The following is a 19,603-nucleotide window of genomic DNA, read 5'->3' on the forward strand; positions in this document are numbered from 1 at the left end:
GGTGAGGGTTGCATGATTTCGGGGGATGCCGTTCCTGAGGGAAAAAGCCGGTAAACAGGGTTATCGGGTGGTGAAAGAGCCGAAAAAATTGTACTATTTCGGGCAGAGGTCTGCTGGTTGATCCCGTTTGAATGAACTCTCTCCCCGAAGGGTTGTTATATGGAATTTGTGCATCTTCACGTTCATACCCACTACTCGATGCAGAGCAGTCCGGTATTTCCCGGCGAGCTTTTTGCCGCATGCCGCAGGCTCGGCATGCAGAGTGTGGCGGTTACCGATTACTGTTCGATTTTCAATATGCCGGAACTGTTCAGCGATGCCAAAAAGGCCGGAGTGAAGCTGATAATCGGTTCCGAAGTCTACCTGCTTGAATCGGGAGCCCATTCGAACGCCAAAAACAGCGTTTCCCCTTCGCTGCTGCTGCTCGTCGAGAGCGAAACCGGTTACAGGAATCTCTGTATCCTGCTATCGAGGGCTTCCAGGGATGGGTTCATCAACGGTATGCCGCATCTCGAATCGCGCCTTCTGGAGGAGTACAGCGAGGGGCTGATCTGCCTGTCCGCATACAGTTCCGGAAGAATAGGCAGGGCGCTGCTTGCCGGTTCCGCCCATGAAGCCGAAACGGTGACCCGGTACTACAGGGAGATTTTCGGGGACAACTTCTATCTCGAACTGCAGCGTCATGCAATGCCGTTCGACGACAAACTCAATCTGGCCACCATCGCGCTTGCCGAAAAATTCTCCGTGGAGCTGGTGGCAACCAACAATGTCCACTACCTCGAACGCAAGGATTCCGGATGCTACCGGGCAATGATCGCCAACCGCACCAAGGAAAAACTTTCGAGCCAGAACCTGCAGGCCCTTCCGGGCAGCGAACACTACCTGAAAACCGCCGCCGAGATGGCCCGGCTTTTTCCCGAGGGCCGGAGGGCGCTTGCCAACACGGTGGCGATTGCCGAAAAATGTACCTACGCCTTTAAAAAGAAGGATCCCATCCTTCCGCCCTACACCCTTCCCGAGGGGTTCGACGACGAGGAGAAATACCTTCGCCACCTTACCTGGAAGGGGGCGGCCGAAAAGTATGCCGGATCGGAAGCCGAAGGCATCACCCAGGAGGATGTCCGCGAGCGTATCGAGCTGGAGCTTGGCGTGATAGGGAAAATGGGGTTCAGCTCCTACTTTCTCATTGTCAGCGACCTTATTGCCGCATCCAGAAGGATGGGCTATTCGGTCGGTCCCGGCAGGGGGTCTGCCGCGGGCAGTATCGTAGCCTATCTTACCGGAATAACCAGGATCGACCCCCTGAAGTACAAGCTGCTTTTCGAGCGCTTTCTCAATCCCGAGCGGCTTTCCATGCCCGATATCGATATCGATTTCACGCCGGTCGGTAAACAGAAGGTTCTTGAATATACCGTCGAAAAGTACGGTCAGGAGAGTGTGGCCAAAGTTGTGGCCATCGGTACGCTTGGAGCCAAGGCCGCCATCCGCGATGCTGGTCGTGTGCTTGAAGTGCCGCTGCCGGTTGTCGACCGTCTTGCAAAGCTTGTGCCCGGCAAGCCGGGCATTACGCTTGAAAAAGCCATCGGCGACGTGAAGGAGCTGAAGCAGTTTGTCGAAAGCACTCCCGAGAACCTCACGCTGCTTGAATATGCCCGGGCGCTTGAGGGAAGGGCCCGGAACGTTTCGATGCATGCCGGTGCCGTCGTCATCACCGACGGGCCGCTTGAAGCCCAGGTGCCGCTCTATGTTTCAAACAAGATCGAGACCGAGGTGCGGCGTTATGCCGATGAAATCGATCTCGACGAAACCGCGCTTGCCGGAGGCAAGGGAGGAGAGGGAGCCGATGAAAAGCAGGTGGTTACCCAGTTCGACAAGAACTGGATTGAAACCGCAGGACTGCTTAAAATCGACTATCTGGGCCTTGAAACGCTGGCCGTGATCGATGAAACCCTCCACCTCATCAGGAAACGGCATCAGGTGGAGATCGATCTCGAGAAAGTTCCCATGAACGACCGGAAAACCTTCCGCATTTTTCAGGAGGGTAAGATGGCCGGCATTTTCCAGTTCGAGTCGTCTGGCATGCAGAACTACATGACCCGGCTGCAGCCCACGCAGATCGGCGACATTATCGCCATGAGCGCGCTCTACCGTCCCGGAGCTCTGAATGCGCGAATCGACGAGCATCGCAATGCCGTTGACCTTTTTGTCGACCGCAAACACGGTCGGGAGGCTATCGATTACATGCATCCAATGCTCGAGGAGATTCTCAAGGAGACTTACGGGGTCATTGTCTATCAGGAGCAGGTCATGCAGATATCCCAGGTTATGGGAGGCTTCTCGATGGCCAGGGCCGATAATCTGCGCAAGGCGATGGGCAAGAAAATGCCTGAAATCATGGAACAGTTCAAGGCGGAATTCGTCAGCGGTGCGGTTGCCCAGGGGGTTCACGATACTCTTGCCACAAGGGTTTTCGAACTGATGGCCGAGTTTGCCGGTTACGGCTTCAACAAAAGCCATTCGGCGGCCTACGGGGTGCTTGCCTACTGGACAGGATATCTCAAGGCGCACTATACCGCCGAATTCATGACGGCGATTCTCAACAGCGAAATCGGCGATACCGACCGGATGAAGCACCTGACCGACGAGGCCAAAAGCTTCGGTATCATGACGCTGCCTCCGTCGATCAACAAAAGCGACACGCTTTTTGCCATAGAGTACCTCAAGGGAAAACCCTATATCCGCGTTGGTCTGAGTGCCATCAAGCAGGTCGGAGGAGCGGCCAGGGCCATCGTCACCTCCCGCATGAGAAAAAAGCGGGACTTTGTGAATCTTTTCGATTTTACCGCCTCGGTCGATCTCCGGGTGATGAACCGCAAGGCTCTCGAATGCCTGATTCTTGCCGGAGCGCTTGACGAGCTCGATCCGAACAGGGGAAAGCTCCTGGCAAATGTCGACAAGGCCATCAGGTTCGGCCAGATGCAGAACCGCTCGGTAACGCTCGGCCAGTGCGGCTTTTTTACCTCCGAAGGCGGGGAGGGCACCGATGATATCCACTACCCTGATCTCGATCCGGGGGAGCCCATACCGGAATCGGAGAAACTGCTGCAGGAGAAAAAACTGGTTGGTTTTTATCTCAGTCGTCATCCGCTCTCGCCCTACCGGAGGGACTGGGAGGCGTTTGCGACCCTGCCGCTCAACGCCAAGGAGGTCACCCCTTTGCGGCAGTACAAGGTGCTCGGAGTTGTCGTGTCGGTCAAGCCGCACCAGGACAGAAAAGGCAAGGCAATGCTGTTCGGGGCGCTGGAGGATTTTACCGGCAAATCCGATTTTACCGTTTTTGCCAGTGTCTATGAACAGTATGGCCACCTGATAAAACCCGAGGAGGTGCTGATGCTGGTGGCAGAAGCCGAGGTGAGTGGCGGCACGCTGAAACTGCTGGTACGAGAGGTGATACCAATCAGGAAGGTGCGCAGCAGCCTCATCCGCAAGATCATTCTGAAAGTTGATGCCGACGATTCGGCCCAGATCGAAAAACTCGTGCAACTGAAAAAACTTTTTGAGGCTCACAGGGGCTCTACCCCGGTCGATTTCGAGGTGAAGGCGCAGTCGGGGGAAAATATCGAAACCCTCAGAATATTCGCACGCTCTATGCCCGTTGATGCCGCGGACGCGACGATTGAAAAGCTCGAGGAGATTCTCGGCCCCGACAACGTGAGAATTTCGGGGTAGCAGTGCGGCGAAACTTCCGGAAAACGCCCGGGGGTTTTGGCAGTTCGTCTTGTTTTTTTTTGTTACTTTTATAACTTGTTGCTTGTATCGCTATAGAGTTTGTGCCATCACAATTTTAAACTGAAATAACAATGAGCGGAAAATATCTTGCAGCTACCGACAAGAACTTCAAAGCCGAAATTCTCGAATCGGACAAGGTTGCCCTTGTCGATTTCTGGGCTGCATGGTGCGGACCCTGCATGATGCTCGGTCCGGTTATAGAAGAGCTTGCCGCCGATTACGAAGGCAAAGCCGTCATCGCAAAGGTCAATGTCGATGAAAACCCCAATACTGCCGCGCAGTACGGTATCCGCAGCATTCCCACCATGCTGGTTTTCAAGAATGGCCAGGTTGTCGATCAGATGGTCGGTGCCATGCCGAAAAACATGATCGCCAAAAAAATCGACGAGCATATCGGCTGATTCTTCAGCCCCGTGATCGATCCCGGCAGAAAACCTGCCGGGATTTTTTTTCTCAACTCCATTTTACAGGCGGAACTATGGAAAAGGACATTCGTGATGTCGTCATCATCGGAACGGGTCCAGCCGGCTATACTGCGGCAATCTATACCGGAAGAGCCAACCTGAAACCTCTTGTGATAGAGGGCATGCAGCCCGGCGGTCAGCTCATGATTACCACCGAGATCGAGAATTTTCCCGGTTTTCCCGAAGGGATCAACGGCCCCGAACTCATGTCGAGAATGCGCAGCCAGGCGGAACGCTTCAATGCCGAATTTTTGTATGGCAGTGTTGTCGAAGCCGATCTTTCCAGAAGCCCGTTTTCCCTCACGCTCGATGACGGCAGGGAAGTTTTTGCCCGCACCCTTGTTATTGCAACCGGGGCCAATGCGAAATGGCTCGGTATTGAATCCGAAGACCGCTACCGGGGCAGGGGCGTATCTGCCTGTGCGACCTGCGACGGCTTTTTTTTCAAGGAGTGCCGGGTGTTTGTGGTAGGTGGTGGCGATACCGCTATGGAAGAGGCTCTCTACCTCACCAAATTCGCATCACAGGTTACGCTCGTGCACCGCAGGGAGGAGTTCAGGGCATCGAAAATCATGAGCCTGCGCGCCAGCAAGAATCCGAAAATAAAAACCGTTCTGAACGCGGTCATCGATGAGATACTCGGCGACGGCCAGAAGGTAACAGGCATACGGCTGAAGGATGTTCGTACCGGCGAGCTTTCCGAACATGCCTGCGACGGCGTGTTCATGGCTATCGGCCATTCGCCAAATGCCGGGCTGTTTGCAGGACAGCTTGCCATTGACGACTACGGTTACATCGAAACCAAAAAGAGCTCTTCCGAAACCAGTGTCCCGGGCGTGTTCGCCTGCGGTGATGTGCAGGACTACACCTACCGTCAGGCTGTGACTGCGGTCGGTTCCGGCTGCATGGCGGCCATCGATGCCGAACGTTTTCTGGAGTCCATCCGGTAGGGCGACCCGCAGGGATTTTTTTTCCGACAGACAGAAACCGGCCCAGCCTGTTTTCGCTTTGAAGGCGCCATCCCCGCCATGAGCGCAGCCGAGGTGCGTGAACAGCGTGCGCCTTATACACCGACGATGCACTCTGCCGGACATACGTCCACACAGGCTGGTGTGTCGCTGTATCCGGCACATTCGGTACATGCCGTCGCATCGATAACATAGATGTCGTCACCTGCCGAAATGGCGTTGACCGGGCATTCAGGTTCGCACGCTCCGCAGAACGTGCATGATTCTGTAATCCGGAGTGCCATGATGGAGTGGAGTTTTACGTGGATGAAAAGGAACGCTTCACAGAGGACAAGATAGCGCTGAAGCGTCTGTTCGTCAATATCGAAACCCGGAGGGAGGCGGCCCGAACTTGTCGGCTTTTTTTTGAGGTTGCAGCAGGATTTCCCAAACCGTAACAGAATGACTCTGGGTTGCGAGAGCGGCATTGCGTAACATAAGCTCGTTGGCCTACAGTCATTTTTCAGGGAACATGAGCCTGCTTATGGATGATATAAAACCGTTCAGAATAGAGGTCGAGTGGACTGACAGGGAGGATTTCCTGTTCACCTGTCACTACCGTCATGCCTCTTCTTCGGAGTGCCGGACTACGGCGGAAGGAGCCGGCAGGCACTTTTTTCCCGTCATGACCAGAGCTATGGGCAACGTGCTGCGCAAGCTCAGGCGCGAGCATATCTCCTTCCCTCTTTTTCTGGTGACACTGGCCTTCGAACACCGTCACCTGCTCTCGGAAATCGATCAGCTGCTCGGTGCGCTGCACAGCCATCTTCGGGAGCAGAAATGTTCCGGCAGCTGGAGCTGTTACGTCAGCGGAGAAACGATGAAACCATTCTCGTCGAGGGGAGGATAGTCGAGCCCCTTTTCGCGGAGGTTTTCTGCGAGGCGGGGGTAGGTATATTCGAAGAGGAGCCGATGCAGTTGGTCTTCGGGTATTTCCGGATGGTCGTACATGCCCTTGAGCAGCCGCTGACGCTGGGCTTCAAAAATAATGACCGCTCCGGCAACCGATACGTTCAGCGATTCCACCATGCCGTACATCGGTACGGCAATGCAGCGGTCGGCTCCCTGCACCGCTTTTTCCGAAATCCCGTCCCATTCCGCTCCGAGAACCAGCGCTGTCGGCATGGTGTAATCGATCTCCCTGAAATCCACACTGTTTTGTGTCGAGGCTGCGGCAAGAATCTGCATCCCATCCCGGCGGAGAATGCCGTAAACACTCTCGATCTCCCCGTAGAGGTTCAGGTTGACCCATTTGCTCGAACCTGCCGCGGCGTTGTGGCGTGTAAAAATGTGCTTCCGGTAGGATACGGCGTGAACATCACGAATGCCGGCAGCATCGCAGCTCCTGACAAGGGCGGCAAGATTGTGTGATTTGTTGACGTTGTCCATGACAACGGTCAGGCTCGTCTGCCGCCGGCAGAGCATCTGACGGATTTTTCCGAATCGTTCAGGTGAAGGCAACGGAGTCAATGAGAATTGCTTGTGTGAGGGCTGAATCACTATTCATCAAATCTATCAATTACCTGCCGTATTTCCCGTTTTTTATTCCGGAATACACGCTGCCGTTTCCGCAGAAGCGGGTTCTTTCGTTTCGGGTTTGCGTTTCAGGGCCGGCTTAATGCCTCTGTTTTTACATGGATTTGACGGAGGAAATCGTTCGGATCGGGCTATATTGGGCGACAGTTCCCGCAGCCATGAGACTGTTTTCAGGCGGAAGCGGACGGTTCCTGGAGTTTGCCGGAACGAAAAAAATAATTATATCGGAGTGTGGCTCACCGACGCCGCCGGATGTCGGGCGGGTCGGTGGGTCGGAGTAAACGGGTGGTACCATTGACCTATGCCTTTACATCATAAAAAACATCCTCATCTCGAACGTCTGCTCAACAACGCCCGTTCGCTTTCGCTCGAAGAGAACTCGCGTGTGCTCATTCTCAGCGATCTGCACATGGGTAACGGAGGGCGGAGGGATGAATTCCGCAGGAATGCCGATCTTGTCGGAACCATGCTTGCGGACTACTACCATCCCGAAGGGTACAGCCTGATTCTGAACGGCGACGTAGAGGAGCTGTTCAAGTTTTCCCTCGATAGCATTACCTCCCAGTGGGGTGATTTTTACGATCTGTTCATCCGCTTCCGCCAGAACGGGTTTTTATTCAAAACCTACGGCAACCACGATGCGGAGCTGCTTGAGGCGAAAGAGTACAGGCTTGCGCCCTATATGCATGAATCGCTGAAGTTTTACTACGGAAATGAGACCATTCTCTGCTTTCACGGCCATCAGGCATCGGTTCTGCTCTGGGAGACCTATCCGCTGGTCAGTCGTTCCGTCGTGTTTTTTCTCCGATACATCGCCAAACCTGTCGGCATCAGGAATTTTTCCATAGCCTACAACAGCCGCCGGCGCTTTGCCATCGAAAAATCCATTTACGAGTTTTCCAACAATGCCAAGATCGTATCGGTGATCGGCCATACTCACCGGCCGCTTTTCGAATCCCTTTCGAAAGTGGACTATCTGAACTACCGCATCGAAGAGCTCTGTCGGGCCTATCCTGCTGCCGGAAGCGAAGAACGGATCCTCATCGAAGAAAAAATATCCGCCCTGAAAGAGGAGCTCGACTCCTGTTACAAACAGGGCAAAAAGATCGGCCTGCGCAGCGGGCTCTACAATACCCTCACCATCCCAAGCGTTTTCAATTCGGGCTGCGCCATCGGAAAGCGGGGCATAACCGCACTGGAAATCGAGGGGAACATCATCCGGCTTGTCTACTGGTTCAACGGCAAACAGAGTCGGAAATTCATCAGCGACCGCGACAACCGGCCGAGCGAACTTGGCAATACCGGATTTTACCGTATCGTGCTGAACGAGGACCATCTCGATTACGTTTTCACCCGCCTCCATCTGCTTGCCTGAGAAGAACTCCGGGGATGAAACCGGAGTGCGCTACCCCCGTTTTTCGAGAAATTCCGTGATCTCGGCAGGCGTTTTTACCAGGGTTTTCGCCCCGAATTCAATCAGCTCCTCCTCAGGGCGGAACCCCCAGAGCACGCCGAGCGGGTACATGCCGGCACGCGATGCCGTCAGCATGTCGATGCCGCTGTCGCCGACATAGAGGATATCCTCCGGCCTGTGCCCCAGTTTTTCGGCAACAAGCAGCGCTCCTGCAGGGTCCGGCTTGTGGGGGATTGCGTCGTGATGGCCCATAACCGTGTCGAACGACCATTCGGCGAGCAGTTCGGCGGCGCAGAGCTGCGTGAACCGGTCGGCCTTGTTCGAGAGGATGGCTTTTTTCAAGCCCCTCCGGTCGAGGTCGTCGAGCATCCGGGCTATGCCCTCATAGGGTTTGGAGTTACGGTTCCAGTTGCGGCTGTAGTGGTCCATGAGATCGACGAGCAGCCCGTCGATCAGCGGTTCGGTAGCGGTGTTTTCCGGCAGCGACTTTCTGACGAGTTCCCGCAGTCCGTGGCCGACCAGAAACCGCCCTTCGTCGAGCGAATGGGTAGGGTAGTGATGGGCTTCGAGAACGGCGTTGAGCGTGTTGACGACATCTTCAAGTGTGTCGAGCAGGGTTCCGTCAAGGTCGAAAATAACGGCGTTAAAAGGCATGTGTGTAGGTGAATGGTTAGTGCTTGAGGGCGGTTACCAGAAAAATCGGATAGGTTTTCATCTCTCCCGCCCGGTTGGTTTTGCTGACCTCGCAGGCGGTTCTGAACGAAACCCGCTCGAAGCCAGCCTTTTCGAGCATGGCCTGCAGCCGGGAACGTTCGAAACCGGGATGCACCTCTTCGGTTTCGTCGTCGTGAAAGAAGCCGTCCTCGAGGTCGAGGTCGGCTATGGCGACGGTGCCGCCCTTGCGGAGCAGTCCCACAAGCCTGTTCAGCAGGGCCTGGGTATCAGCAATATGGTGCAGGGTCATGCTGCTGCATATGAAATCGAGCTCGTCAACTCCCAGATCCGCATTCGAAGTCTGCAGAAGGTCGGCGCAACGGGTTTCAACCGTCCGGATTCCGAGTGTTTCGATCTTTTTCTGCAGCACGCCGAGCATCTCCTCCGAGGTGTCGATCGCCGTAAGACGGCCGAGGTGCGGGGCGAGGGCAAGGGTGAGCAGACCGGTTCCGCACCCGAACTCCATGGCCTGCATCGAGGCTGAGGGCCTGGCGGTTTCGATGACTGCTTTCGCCACACTTTCGGCAAGTGCGGTTCTCCGGGGATTTTCATCCCACTCGGCAGCCTTCAGGTCGAAGCGGTGTGAACTGTTCCAGATGGCGCTCATAATTGTTGCTTATGCGTTTGATGGTTACTGTTTGCCTTCGCAGATCGGTTTTTTCTCTCCTTTTTCGTCAAGGCAGACGAAGGTGATGTGCGTGCTGAACACGATAACCCGTTCGCCGGTTTCGATGCTGTCCTTGTAGACGTTCACCGTATACTCGATCGAGGTTTCTCCGATCCGGCTTTTCTGGCTTGCGAAACAGAGTATTGTGCCTCCCCGGATGCTTTTCCGGAACTCCACCTTGTCCATGCCGACGGTCACGAAGTTGCAGCCGGGGTAGTCGAGCGTGACGGCAATATAGCTTACCTCGTCGATCCATTTCAACAGGTTTCCGCCAAAAAGGAATCCGTAGTGGTTCAGGTGTTCCGGCAGCACGAGTTTGTAGTTTTCCATAGGGGTAAAAGGTTTTGGTTTTTCCGGATGTCTCTCAAAAGGGTTTCGGGCCGCTGAACGTTCCTCCCGCACCTGGCCAGTGGAGGGTTATTGAGCATCTTTCGAAGGTCTCACGAGTATCACCTCCTCGCGTTCGACCACAACCTGGCCCGGCGGAAGGTTTTTTGCGCGCCGGACATGTTTTTTCAGGGTGTACATTACCGGCACCAGTTCGGAGTGTTTTGCGGCCGAATGCCATGCGGCGATTCCGGCGGCGCGGTGTATCTCGTCCCTGTGCTGCATGCTCGCGCCCCTGAGCACGCAGTGCGAACCCGCGCTGCCCCGTGCATGCAGCCAGATGTCGTTCGGCTTGGCGAAGGTGAAGGTGAGCTGTTCGTTGTTCCTGGCGTTTTTGCCGATATAGAGCGTTGCCGACGCCGAAAGCCTGAAGGTTCTGAAGGGCGAAGATGGGTCTGCGGCCTTCGGCGGCACAATGCCGCTTTTTCTGAGACAGGAGGTGTGCGCTTCAAGAAACCGCTTCACGGCTTTTGGAGAGGAGAGCCCGGAGAGTTCGTCGAGAAGCCCTTCAAGCTCGACCCTGCGTTTTTCGAGCTCCCCCCTGCGCCGGCGCATCGATTGGGCCCTGCCCCGGGATTTGGAGGCTTTTCTGAAATAGGCCGCCGCGTTGTCGCCGAGGTTGAGTTCGGGCTTCAGGCGTATTTCCACATCCGCTCCCCCGGGGTTGAAAATGTCGGCCACATTGATGCTTTCAGGTGCACTGCGTTCACGGTAGAGCGCACCCATCAAAAGATGCCCGCAGGTCTCATATTCGGCGGCTTTTTTTTCGGATTCAAGCGGGCTGAACTCCTGCAGTTCACGCTCCGTTCTCCGGAGCTGTTGCTGCAGTTTTCCGCTCAGCTCCCGCTGCGCTTCCGCCGTATGCAGCCAGCTCCACATGGCCGAACTGTAACGGTTGAGCCCTTCGAGCACCGAGCTGCAGATCTCCGCACCCGGAAGGGGTTGATGCAGCAGGCTGAACTGCGGTTTTCCCGCCGCGCTTGCGCCGCTCTGCACCAGCGGGTCGAGCAGTTCGTAGAACATATCCTGAAAAATCGTGAAGAGCGCTTCGGGATTTTCCGTACCGCCGGCCCGTTCCACGAGGTTCCGCTGCAGCGCGCGGTCGAAACCCGGCAGATCCGGCAGGGCGTTTTTTTCCGTTGCGACGCTTCTATGCTCCGCAACCCTTCCGAAAAACCGCTCCCGGCTTTGCGCAAGTCGATCGAGTTCCCCAAGGATGCTCTCATTTGCATGGTCGCCGGATTCCGGGTACGGCCGGCCAACGAGAGTATTCCGGCTTCTGCATGCGTCGGTGACAACTCCTCCTCTCGTGAGCAAGACATTCGCCTCGCTGCCGAAGAGACGCAGTACCAGGGTCTCTTCGCCCGAAAGCCGCACCAGGATCTCCCGGTCGCAAGGCGACATTTCCACACCCGTAACCTCACGTTCACAGATGCTTTCGAGCAGGCTCGCGCTCCGGGGGTTTTTGCGGCTCATGCCTTCCCTCGTGTAGAACGAGAGTTCCGGAATCCGCGATATCACAAGGACCTGCAGATGCTCACCCTTCGCGGTAATAAAAGAGAGACTGAGTTCATCTTTGCGGGGGGAGTGAATCTCGAAAACAAAACCGCCTGCAAGCCGTTCATGGAGTTCCGTGGCGGCATGGTAGAAGGTGAAGTAATTGCGGTGCATCAGTTGTTTTAACGGTTTCTTTTTCCCTATTTTAAAAGATGATTGCATAACCGGGTATTCCCGGGTGGACGCAGTGGTTCCGGTATCAATGTATTAAAAAGTATCTCCATGTCTGAAGAACAGTGTTCGTCCGGATGCTGCGGCTCCGGGGGTTGCGACAACCACGAAGGTCAGGAAAAACGGCTCGGATGGCATGAGTATTTCATGAGCGTTGCGCATCTGATTTCGCGTCGCGCCACCTGTACGCGCGGCCATATCGGCGCGGTTATCGTCCGGGACCACAATATTCTCTCCACCGGATACAACGGAGCACCTTCGGGACTGCCTCACTGTAACGAGACCAACTGCAAAATCTACCGCAGTACTCACCCCGACGGCACGGTAGAGGAAAACTGCGTCAATACCATTCACGCCGAAATCAACGCCATCGCGCAGGCCGCCAAGCACGGGGTGTCGATCAAGGACGCCGATATCTACATCACGGCCAGCCCCTGCATCCACTGCCTGAAGGTGCTCGTGAACGTGGGAATCAAAACCATCTACTACGACAAGCCCTATAAAATAGAACACATCGACGAACTGCTCAGGCTTTCGGGAGTCAGGCTGGTGCAGGTGCATGTCGAAGAAACGTGAAAGGGGGAGCGGTGCCGGATCAACAGCATGAACTCTATATGCAGCGATGTCTGGAGCTTGCCCTGAAAGGGTCGGGGTCGGTGAGCCCCAATCCGATGGTGGGTTCGGTGATCGTTTCCGGCGGCTGTATTGTCGGTGAAGGGTACCACATGGAGTATGGAGGCCCCCATGCAGAAGTCAATGCCATAGCCTCGGTTGCCGATACCGGGCTGCTTCGGAATTCGACGCTCTACGTCAACCTCGAACCCTGCTCCCATTTCGGCAAGACCCCGCCCTGCAGCGACATGATCATCGAGCGGGGCATTCCCCGGGTGGTGATAGGGTGCCGCGATCCGCATCTGAAGGTGGCGGGAAAGGGGATCGAAAAGCTGCTTTCAGCCGGCGTGGAGGTAGTCGAGGGGGTGCTGGAGGCTGAGTCGGAGAAGCTGAACGAGGCATTTATCACCAGCCATCGCAAGGGACGCCCCTTTGTGGCCCTGAAACTCGCCCAGACGCTCGACGGCAAGATCGCCACCTCGTCGGGAGCTTCCAAATGGATTACCGGCGCGGAGGCCAGAACCGAAGTGCACCGGCTCAGATGCGCCTACGATGCAGTGCTGACGGGCGCGGCCACGGTTATTGCCGACGATTCGGAGCTTACCGTAAGGCATTGTGCGGGCCGCAATCCGCTTCGCGTGGTGCTCGATGCGAGGCTTGCCGTTCCGCTCGACGCGAAGATTTTCGATGCGGGAGCTGAAACCCTGGTGTTCACCGCTCCATCATTGCTGCAGTCCGAAAAAGCCCTCCGGCTTGCCGGAAAGGGTATTACGCTTAAGGGTGTGCCGCCCTCCGAGTGCGGTCTCGATCTCAGGCATGTGCTCGATGCGCTGCATGAACGGAGGGTGCTTTCCGTTCTGGTAGAAGGAGGGAGCCGTCTGCTCTCATCTTTTGTCCGCTCGGTGCTTGTCGACAAGCTCTATGTTTTCGTCGCGCCGAAACTCTTCGGCGGTGACGCTCTGAGCGCTTTTGCGCCCCTCGGCGTAACACTTCCCGGAGATGCTCCGGGGCTCAGTTTCGAAGCGCCGCTTGGTTTCGGTAGTGATCTTCTTCTGACGGCGTATCTTGCCGGATGAGTGGTAAAAAAAAAGAGTGTCATGAAACGAAAATTCTCAAAAAAGGGATCCGGCATGTTTGATCGAGCATTCAACAACACCGATTTCGGCAAATTGCTCCTGAGGCTTTCCGTCGGGGGTCTTATGCTGTTCCACGGCATCGGCAAGCTGCAGCACGGCTACGCCTTCGTGGAAAAAATGCTGCTGAAATCAGGTCTTCCGGAGTATCTCTCCCACGGCATTCTCGTCGGCGAAATCGTCGCTCCGGTGATGATCGTTCTCGGTTTCAATACACGGGCCGCGGCTCTGGTGGAAGCCTTCGTTATGGTGATGGCGGTTTATCTGGTGCATATGGGCGATCTCTACTCCATCAACGAGCACGGAGCCTACGCGCTCGAGGTGCAGACGCTCTACCTTTTCGGATCTCTGGCCATCGTGTTTCTCGGAGCGGGGCGCTACTCTCTCGGTGGATCGAACGGTCGGTGGAACTGAGCGCATTCACCGGGAGTGCGGGCACCCTTCTCGACATCCGCAACATCAAGGCGTTTCGCGGTGCCACACAGGTATTCGACGCTTTTTCGCTGCAGATCGACGAAGGATGCAGCACGGCAATCCTGGGGCCGAACGGCTCGGGAAAGTCCACCCTTATGAAGCTCATATCCGGTGAGTTGCACCCCTGTTTTTCGCCGGACAGTTCTCTCAGCCTTTTCGGCAGAAACCGCTGGAACGTCTGGGATCTCCGTTCCCGTCTCGGCATCGTTTCCCACGATCTGCAGCATGAGTACCTTGCCTCAGCCCCAGGCCTCAATGTTGTGCTTTCCGGGTTTTATTCAAGTATCGATACCTGGCGGAATCAGGTTTTCGGCGACAGGGAGTACCGCAAGGCCGATGAGGTTATGGCGATGCTTGGTATCGGCGATCTGCGCAGCCGTGCGTTCGGCTCCCTGTCGACCGGCGAGCAGCGCCGCTTTCTGCTGGCCAGGGCTCTGGTCAACGATCCGGGAACCCTTCTGTTCGACGAGCCGACTTCCGGGCTCGATCTCAAGGCTTCGTTTCTCTACCTCGAACTTCTCCGTAAACTGATGAGGAGCGGGAAAACCGTTCTTCTGGTCACCCACCACGTACACGAGATTCCGCCCGAAATCCGCCGCATTGTGATGCTCAGGGAGGGCAGGGTACTGGCCGACGGAAGCCCCGGGGAGATGCTTTCCTCCGCCATGCTTTCGGCACTCTTCGACTGTCCGCTGCAGGTGGTTATGCAGAGCGGGAGCTGCCAGGTTTTTCCGGCATTTCAGGATGGCCCTGATATAAGCCTGTAGCGGGACTGCAACCCTCCCGGGAGGCCGCATTCCTGTCGGGGATTTTCTTGTCCATTTCCGGATATTGTTTTACATTCAACTGTCCCACTATAAAATTGCTGCAAAAATCATTGTCTTCCGTTTCGCAAGGCGGCAGCATTGGTGGAGGCCTCATGTCCAAAGCAACGGCGGGGTTTCAGGTCTGCCGGTCGATACGATGCCCGGGTTACGGTTCACTGTTTACAAACATTCTGCAGGTATCAGGTTCTCTTTTTTTCGGGTCTGCCGGCATACCTTTCCTTTTTTGTAGTCAAGATGCCGGAAACGCTTCTGCTTTCAACGGTGTTTGTTTGAAAAACTGTCATGAACAACTAACAATACGGCATTGTATCGTCACTCTCTTTACGGTAGCGCAATCATTACGGGCATTTTCCTGCTTCTCGTCTCTTTTTCATTCCCGGTTTTTGCCGAAAAAACGCCGAAGACGGCGGCACAAACCCTGTCCGGATCCGTACCCCTGGCGGACTCCTCGCGTATCATGCTCAAGCATGAACTCAATGCAGGCATTCCGGATTCGCTCAGGAGCGGTTCCGCCTCCGGCGCCGCGCAGCCGGGAGTTCCTGAGGGCTTTGTAACACAGAAGCTGAAAAAGGGAGAATCGCTCGCCAGGCTTTGCGGAGAGGATTCCGTCTGCCAGACCATTTTCATGAAGGTGAACCGTGTGGACAAACGGCATTTTCCGGTAGGAAAAACCGTGCTTCTGCCGGTTGACCTTGAAAAAGCCGTCCAGTACGCCCCGATTCCCGAAGTGATTCCCGACAGCAGGGGAGAGCGGGAGATAAGGGTCTATCTTAACAGTCAGTATTTTGGAGCCTACGAAAAAGGGAAACTGGTTTTCTGGGGACCGGTCTCAACCGGCAGAAAAACCTATGCGACACCTCCCGGCAGGTTTTTCGTGAACTACAAGCAGCGCCACAAGCGCTCCATCAAGTACGATAATGCGCCGATGCCCTTTTCCATCAACTTCTACGGCGGTTACTTCATGCACCAGCAGTCCCTGCCGGGCTACCCTGCATCCCACGGCTGCGTGCGCCTGCTCATGACCGATGCGGAAAAGCTTTTCAACTGGGTGCGTGTGCGCGATGCGGTAACGGTTGTGCGCAACGGCGCGTAACCGGCTCTACGGTACATCACCTTCCTTGTCCTCCCAGTGCAGCCGGTGCATCACCCGATGCACTACCGGTGCGAGCATGATGCTCATGACCGCAATGAACACCAGTCCGGCATAGAGTGCGTACAAGCCGGCAAAGAGTTTGCCGCTATCGCTCAATCCTTCGGTTTTTACCGGCCCCATGCCTCCAAGCAGCATGGCCGCGTTCAGAAAAGCGTCGAGCAGCCTCATCTGTTCGGTGCGCATGTATCCGGCAATGCCGATAAGCAGCGAAACGCCGATCAGGAGAAAGGCCAGTCCGGCATGTCCGGCTATGCGCAAGACAAACTTGCCGGCAGTGATCGGCCGGCTGTGGCGGGGTTCGTACATGGCATTTCAGGTTGTTAACCATTAATCAGCCCTTTCCGGAAAGGCACCTCTTTTTCTGCTGATCTGCAGATCAGGGACGTAAGTGACAAAAGTAATTAAAATTATTTCCTATCTTCTTTGAAAGGAGCAGTTCATGCTCGAAGAATGTGAACCCGTAATGGAGAGTTAGCCATGCCAAGAGGAGCGAGACTTGACGCTCCGGGATCGTTACATCATGTGATGGTTCGCGGAATCGAACGGACGGCTATTGTACTTGATGATAAAGACCGGCAGGATATGTTATGCCGGATTGGCCTGGCAGCAGAAAAAACCGGAACGGTGATCTATGCCTGGTCGCTGATGACCAATCATGCTCACCTACTGCTCAGAAGTGGTTCGGAAGGGTTACCGGCGTTCATGCGGAAGGTGCTGACAGGTTATTCAGTATCGTTCAACAAAAGGCATCACCGATCGGGTCATCTGTTCCAGAACCGTTATAAGTCGATACTTTGCGAAGAAGAACCCTATTTCATAAAGCTGGTGAGTTATATCCACCTTAATCCCTTGCGCGCCGGACTGGTAGCTTCCCTGAAAGAGCTTGATCGGTATCCGTGGAGTGGCAATAGAGCGCTTGTGGGTTTAGCTGACTATTCTTGGCAGGATACCGGCTATGTGTTGCAACAGTTTGGCCAAACGGCAGGGAGTGCGCGGAAGGCCTATCGTGAGTTTGTTCAGGAGCAACTCCAGCTTGGACGCCAGCCAGAGTTGACGGGAGGCGGGCTGGTGCGCTCTGCGGGAGGTTGGTCTGAAGTGCTGTCGATGAGAAAACGGCGAGAGCGCCAGTTCAGCGACGAGCGGATACTGGGCAGCGGAGCGTTCGTGGAAAAGGTGCTCGGAGAGGTAGGTGAAGCACAAAAGGATATGATGCCGGTGAGGATGAGGCAGTCGGAGGCACATGAGCTGATCGAACAGGAGTGTCAAGCAAAAGGATTGTCGGTCGGTGCCTTGCTGAAAGGTAGTCGAAGCGGGGAATATTCTGCATTGCGTCGGAAATTTGCGGGGAATTTGGTTAGTGAGTTTGGATTATCGCATGCAGATGTTGCCAGAATGCTGGGGATTTCAAGGGCAGGTGTTAGCCAGCTACTGCGTCGCAAATGAGCAAAAGGTTTTGGAAACAGGTTCTTGTTGTATTCAGTCACCTCGTTTACTTACGTCCGTGTGCCGAAGCGAAGCTGCGTGAGAGATGAGGGTCGGCCCCTCGCAATCGGCTTGCAGGAGCAGGTTGCAAACCACCGTAAGCGGCTTGGGTCAAAAGCCCCGGTCGTGAGCGTTACGGAAAAGGCACCATTTAAGGTGTCAGGTATGAATCAAGGAAGACGAACACAAGTGAACCACCGTACAAGCGTCGTTAGTAACACACTGACATCAAAACTGGAGCTGGACGTAACTCCAGGAAAAGTCTGGCGGGAACCTGTTTACTGGTCAGGCGGTGTCCGGCGTAGAGGTGGCGTGATCCTGATTCGGGCTCTTGTGTGGAACTGCGGGAACCTTCGATGGCGATGTCAAGGGAAAGGCACAAGTGTGAAAAACGAGGCTGAAAGTACCGAAGCGTCATCAAGGGACGGAGCAATTCGTAGTAGCAATGAAGGTTCTGTAATGGAACTGGAGCGAAGGGATTGCATTATCCGGTCATTGGAGTTGGTCAACTGTGCAAGCAGGAGGAGCTGTCTGCAATGACAAAGCCTTATGAGATTTCCAAACACCTCGTTCTGGAATCATACAGAACGGTCAAAGCAAACAGAGGAGGTGCCGGAGTAGATCAGGAATCGATCGAAGCCTTCGAGAAGAACCTGAAAGGTAATTTGTACAAGCTCTGGAATCGTCTCAGCTCCGGGAGCTATTTCCCGCCGCCAGTCAAAGGGGTAGGCATACCCAAGAAAACCGGCGGCATACGGATGCTGGGCGTACCAACAGTAGCGGATCGGGTTGCCCAGACGGTAGGCAAGGTGACACTTGAACCTCGGCTGGAACTGATCTTTCACCAGGACTCATACGGATACCGTCCGAACCGAAGTGCACTGGATGCCGTGGGAGTGGTGAGAGAGCGGTGCTGGAAGTATGATTGGGTAGTCGAGTTTGATATCAGCAAGTTCTTTGACACGATGAATCATGAGCTGTTGATGCGAGCAGTAAGGAAGCACTGCCAGATCGAATGGGTGTTGCTCTATGTCGAGCGCTGGCTGAAAGCGCCGATGATGAGCCCGGAAGGAGATCTGGTAGAGCGGACAAAGGGAACGCCGCAAGGCGGGGTAATAAGCCCACTGTTAGCGAATCTGTTTCTGCACTATGCCTTTGACCGGTGGGTCAGCGAAAATCTTCCCGGTGTGCCGTTCTGTCGGTATGCCGACGATGGGGTGCTGCACTGTAAAAGCAAAGAGCAGGCGGAACTGGTCATGAAAAAGATAACGGAAAGGTTTGAAGCGTGCGGATTGCGAGTAAACCCGGACAAAACACGGATCGTCTATTGCAAGGATGACAAACGAAAGGAAGATCATCCGGTAACGAGCTTTACGTTTTTAGGCTATACCTTTCGACCACGACAGGTGAAGGATAAACATGGCCGAATATTCGTGGGGTTCACACCGGCGGTGAGTTCGGGATCGCTGAAAACGATGCGAAGAACCATAAGAAGCTGGCATCTGCAATTGAAAAGCGATAAGCAGATTGAGGAACTATCAAAAGCGATCGACCCGGTACTGAGGGGGTGGAAGAACTACTTCTGTCGATTCAACGCCTCGGCAATGAAACCGGTATGGCATCATGTCAATCTGTATCTGACAAGGTGGCTGATGCGGAAACACCAACAGTTTGCAGGTCGTCTCAAACGCGCAGTCGGTGTGCTTGAACGGATAGCGAGAGCAAAGCCATTAGCGTTTGTGCATTGGAAATTGGGGTACATTCCCAAAGGCTGGATAATGGGAGCCGGATGAGCGGAGACGTTCACGTCCGGTTCTGCGAGAGGCTGGGGGTGAAATTCCCCCGGCCTACTTACCCTTAGGGTGCGTATTATTAGGTGAAATTGTGTCCATTGTTTTTAAGCGTATTAGGGTTGGGTTGGACGTGCCCCCGTTTCCTGAACCAGAAATTCTTCCGGTGTCAGCCGTCCTGCGTCAAATAACTGGCATTGAACTGGAAATCATGAGTTTTCTCAAACGGCAGTTCAAGCTGCCGGAGCTTGTCGAGGAAGTATTTGAGTTCGAAGAACCCGAACCGTTATAGTGGACCCGGATTTTCAGACAAAGGTTTAAGGTGGTAACTTGCCCAAAAAAGGGACAAGATATGAGCGAAAAGCACCGCAAAAGTTTTACGGCACAATTCAAGGCCAAAGTGGCGCTTGAGGCGATCAGAGGAGA

General features: G+C 54.9%; 19 protein-coding genes. 12 read left to right on the top strand and 7 right to left on the bottom strand.

All coding sequences use genetic code 11. The features are described 5' to 3' along the window. Nucleotides 1-159 precede the first annotated feature (159 nt). The 3 genes from dnaE to trxB all read left to right on the top strand — a co-directional run bounded on the left by dnaE (nucleotide 160) and on the right by trxB (nucleotide 5,203). Nucleotides 160-3,729: a DNA polymerase III subunit alpha gene (dnaE, locus tag K9G39_RS03940; RefSeq protein WP_292003630.1), complete on the top strand. Its 3,570-nt coding sequence runs from the start codon at nucleotides 160-162 to the stop codon at nucleotides 3,727-3,729. 131 nt (nucleotides 3,730-3,860) lie between these two features. After that, nucleotides 3,861-4,190 carry a thioredoxin gene (gene trxA, locus K9G39_RS03945; protein WP_292003631.1) on the top strand — a complete coding sequence of 110 codons (330 nt, stop codon included), beginning with the start codon at nucleotides 3,861-3,863 and terminating at the stop codon, nucleotides 4,188-4,190. Nucleotides 4,191-4,267: 77 nt separating this feature from the next. Then, on the top strand, nucleotides 4,268-5,203 hold the full coding sequence (trxB, locus tag K9G39_RS03950) for a thioredoxin-disulfide reductase (protein ID WP_292003632.1): 936 nt from the start codon (nucleotides 4,268-4,270) through the stop codon (nucleotides 5,201-5,203). Nucleotides 5,204-5,316: 113 nt separating this feature from the next. Here the strand turns inward: trxB and K9G39_RS03955 are convergent, their stop codons facing one another. Beyond that, entirely contained in the window at nucleotides 5,317-5,505 is a 189-nt protein-coding gene (locus K9G39_RS03955; protein WP_292003649.1) for a 4Fe-4S binding protein, read from the bottom strand. A gap of 239 nt (nucleotides 5,506-5,744) precedes the next feature. On the opposite strand from K9G39_RS03955, the gene K9G39_RS03960 reads away from it, so the two are divergent. Continuing rightward, nucleotides 5,745-6,110 carry a hypothetical protein gene (locus tag K9G39_RS03960; RefSeq protein ID WP_292003633.1) on the top strand — a complete coding sequence of 122 codons (366 nt, stop codon included), beginning with the start codon at nucleotides 5,745-5,747 and terminating at the stop codon, nucleotides 6,108-6,110. On the opposite strand, the gene trmH is transcribed toward K9G39_RS03960, so the two are convergent. Next, nucleotides 6,062-6,730: a tRNA (guanosine(18)-2'-O)-methyltransferase TrmH gene (gene trmH / locus K9G39_RS03965; RefSeq protein ID WP_363319358.1), complete on the bottom strand. Its 669-nt coding sequence runs from the start codon at nucleotides 6,728-6,730 to the stop codon at nucleotides 6,062-6,064. The two genes, K9G39_RS03960 and trmH, sit on opposite strands and share 49 nt — an antisense overlap. 367 nt (nucleotides 6,731-7,097) lie before the next feature. Here trmH and K9G39_RS03970 point away from each other — a divergent pair, with 367 nt between their 5' ends. Then, entirely contained in the window at nucleotides 7,098-8,171 is a 1,074-nt protein-coding gene (locus tag K9G39_RS03970; RefSeq protein WP_292003634.1) for a metallophosphoesterase, read from the top strand. A gap of 30 nt (nucleotides 8,172-8,201) precedes the next feature. Here the strand turns inward: K9G39_RS03970 and K9G39_RS03975 are convergent, their stop codons facing one another. The 4 genes from K9G39_RS03975 to K9G39_RS03990 all read right to left on the bottom strand — a co-directional run bounded on the left by K9G39_RS03975 (nucleotide 8,202) and on the right by K9G39_RS03990 (nucleotide 11,649). Further along, the gene (locus tag K9G39_RS03975; RefSeq protein WP_292003635.1) at nucleotides 8,202-8,864 is read right to left on the bottom strand and encodes an HAD family hydrolase; all 663 of its coding nucleotides are present in this window, start codon (nucleotides 8,862-8,864) and stop codon (nucleotides 8,202-8,204) included. A 16-nt stretch (nucleotides 8,865-8,880) separates the two neighbouring features. Then, nucleotides 8,881-9,531: a class I SAM-dependent methyltransferase gene (locus K9G39_RS03980; protein WP_292003636.1), complete on the bottom strand. Its 651-nt coding sequence runs from the start codon at nucleotides 9,529-9,531 to the stop codon at nucleotides 8,881-8,883. A gap of 24 nt (nucleotides 9,532-9,555) precedes the next feature. Next, a complete protein-coding gene (locus K9G39_RS03985) occupies nucleotides 9,556-9,921 on the bottom strand; it encodes an acyl-CoA thioesterase (RefSeq protein WP_292003637.1) in 366 nt (121 codons plus the stop codon). Between the two features lie 87 nt (nucleotides 9,922-10,008). Further along, nucleotides 10,009-11,649, bottom strand: a complete 1,641-nt coding sequence (locus K9G39_RS03990; RefSeq protein WP_292003638.1) for an NFACT RNA binding domain-containing protein — start codon at nucleotides 11,647-11,649, stop codon at nucleotides 10,009-10,011. A gap of 108 nt (nucleotides 11,650-11,757) precedes the next feature. On the opposite strand from K9G39_RS03990, the gene K9G39_RS03995 reads away from it, so the two are divergent. The 5 genes from K9G39_RS03995 (at nucleotide 11,758) to K9G39_RS04015 (ending at nucleotide 15,845) form a co-directional block, all read left to right on the top strand. Then, nucleotides 11,758-12,282, top strand: a complete 525-nt coding sequence (locus tag K9G39_RS03995) for a dCMP deaminase family protein (protein ID WP_292003639.1) — start codon at nucleotides 11,758-11,760, stop codon at nucleotides 12,280-12,282. An 11-nt stretch (nucleotides 12,283-12,293) separates the two neighbouring features. Continuing rightward, a complete protein-coding gene (gene ribD, locus K9G39_RS04000) occupies nucleotides 12,294-13,394 on the top strand; it encodes a bifunctional diaminohydroxyphosphoribosylaminopyrimidine deaminase/5-amino-6-(5-phosphoribosylamino)uracil reductase RibD (protein WP_292003640.1) in 1,101 nt (366 codons plus the stop codon). A gap of 54 nt (nucleotides 13,395-13,448) precedes the next feature. Further along, nucleotides 13,449-13,865, top strand: a complete 417-nt coding sequence (locus K9G39_RS04005) for a DoxX family protein (protein WP_292003641.1) — start codon at nucleotides 13,449-13,451, stop codon at nucleotides 13,863-13,865. Then, a complete protein-coding gene (locus tag K9G39_RS04010; protein WP_292003642.1) occupies nucleotides 13,856-14,692 on the top strand; it encodes an ATP-binding cassette domain-containing protein in 837 nt (278 codons plus the stop codon). The genes K9G39_RS04005 and K9G39_RS04010 overlap by 10 nt, the downstream gene beginning before the upstream one ends. Nucleotides 14,693-15,056: 364 nt before the next feature. Continuing rightward, nucleotides 15,057-15,845, top strand: a complete 789-nt coding sequence (locus tag K9G39_RS04015; protein WP_292003643.1) for a L,D-transpeptidase — start codon at nucleotides 15,057-15,059, stop codon at nucleotides 15,843-15,845. 6 nt (nucleotides 15,846-15,851) lie between these two features. On the opposite strand, the gene K9G39_RS04020 is transcribed toward K9G39_RS04015, so the two are convergent. Then, on the bottom strand, nucleotides 15,852-16,211 hold the full coding sequence (locus K9G39_RS04020; RefSeq protein ID WP_292003644.1) for a hypothetical protein: 360 nt from the start codon (nucleotides 16,209-16,211) through the stop codon (nucleotides 15,852-15,854). Between the two features lie 171 nt (nucleotides 16,212-16,382). Between K9G39_RS04020 and K9G39_RS04025 the strand changes: the two genes are divergently transcribed. Together K9G39_RS04025 and ltrA are read left to right on the top strand one after the other, a co-directional pair. Further along, nucleotides 16,383-17,348 carry a transposase gene (locus K9G39_RS04025; RefSeq protein ID WP_292003645.1) on the top strand — a complete coding sequence of 322 codons (966 nt, stop codon included), beginning with the start codon at nucleotides 16,383-16,385 and terminating at the stop codon, nucleotides 17,346-17,348. A 575-nt stretch (nucleotides 17,349-17,923) separates the two neighbouring features. After that, nucleotides 17,924-19,180, top strand: coding sequence for a group II intron reverse transcriptase/maturase (ltrA, locus tag K9G39_RS04030; protein ID WP_363319359.1), 1,257 nt, complete (start codon nucleotides 17,924-17,926; stop codon nucleotides 19,178-19,180). Nucleotides 19,181-19,603: the final 423 nt, after the last annotated feature.

It is taken from the genome of Chlorobium sp. (genome assembly GCF_021740465.1).
Taxonomy (GTDB): domain Bacteria; phylum Bacteroidota; class Chlorobiia; order Chlorobiales; family Chlorobiaceae; genus Chlorobium.

Bases quoted from the DNA above. Each gene is read 5' to 3' on its own strand.
- K9G39_RS03995 (WP_292003639.1), top strand. From the start codon at position 11,758: ATGTCTGAAGAACAGTGTTCGTCCGGATGCTGCGGCTCCGGGGGTTGC.
- trxA (WP_292003631.1), top strand. From the start codon at position 3,861: ATGAGCGGAAAATATCTTGCAGCTACCGACAAGAACTTCAAAGCCGAA.
- K9G39_RS03955 (WP_292003649.1), bottom strand. From the start codon at position 5,505: ATGGCACTCCGGATTACAGAATCATGCACGTTCTGCGGAGCGTGCGAA.
- dnaE (WP_292003630.1), top strand. From the start codon at position 160: ATGGAATTTGTGCATCTTCACGTTCATACCCACTACTCGATGCAGAGC.
- K9G39_RS03990 (WP_292003638.1), bottom strand. From the start codon at position 11,649: ATGCACCGCAATTACTTCACCTTCTACCATGCCGCCACGGAACTCCAT.
- K9G39_RS04025 (WP_292003645.1), top strand. From the start codon at position 16,383: ATGCCAAGAGGAGCGAGACTTGACGCTCCGGGATCGTTACATCATGTG.
- K9G39_RS03960 (WP_292003633.1), top strand. From the start codon at position 5,745: ATGGATGATATAAAACCGTTCAGAATAGAGGTCGAGTGGACTGACAGG.
- K9G39_RS03970 (WP_292003634.1), top strand. From the start codon at position 7,098: ATGCCTTTACATCATAAAAAACATCCTCATCTCGAACGTCTGCTCAAC.
- K9G39_RS03975 (WP_292003635.1), bottom strand. From the start codon at position 8,864: ATGCCTTTTAACGCCGTTATTTTCGACCTTGACGGAACCCTGCTCGAC.
- K9G39_RS04005 (WP_292003641.1), top strand. From the start codon at position 13,449: ATGTTTGATCGAGCATTCAACAACACCGATTTCGGCAAATTGCTCCTG.
- trxB (WP_292003632.1), top strand. From the start codon at position 4,268: ATGGAAAAGGACATTCGTGATGTCGTCATCATCGGAACGGGTCCAGCC.
- K9G39_RS03985 (WP_292003637.1), bottom strand. From the start codon at position 9,921: ATGGAAAACTACAAACTCGTGCTGCCGGAACACCTGAACCACTACGGA.
- ltrA (WP_363319359.1), top strand. From the start codon at position 17,924: ATGACAAAGCCTTATGAGATTTCCAAACACCTCGTTCTGGAATCATAC.
- K9G39_RS04020 (WP_292003644.1), bottom strand. From the start codon at position 16,211: ATGTACGAACCCCGCCACAGCCGGCCGATCACTGCCGGCAAGTTTGTC.
- K9G39_RS03980 (WP_292003636.1), bottom strand. From the start codon at position 9,531: ATGAGCGCCATCTGGAACAGTTCACACCGCTTCGACCTGAAGGCTGCC.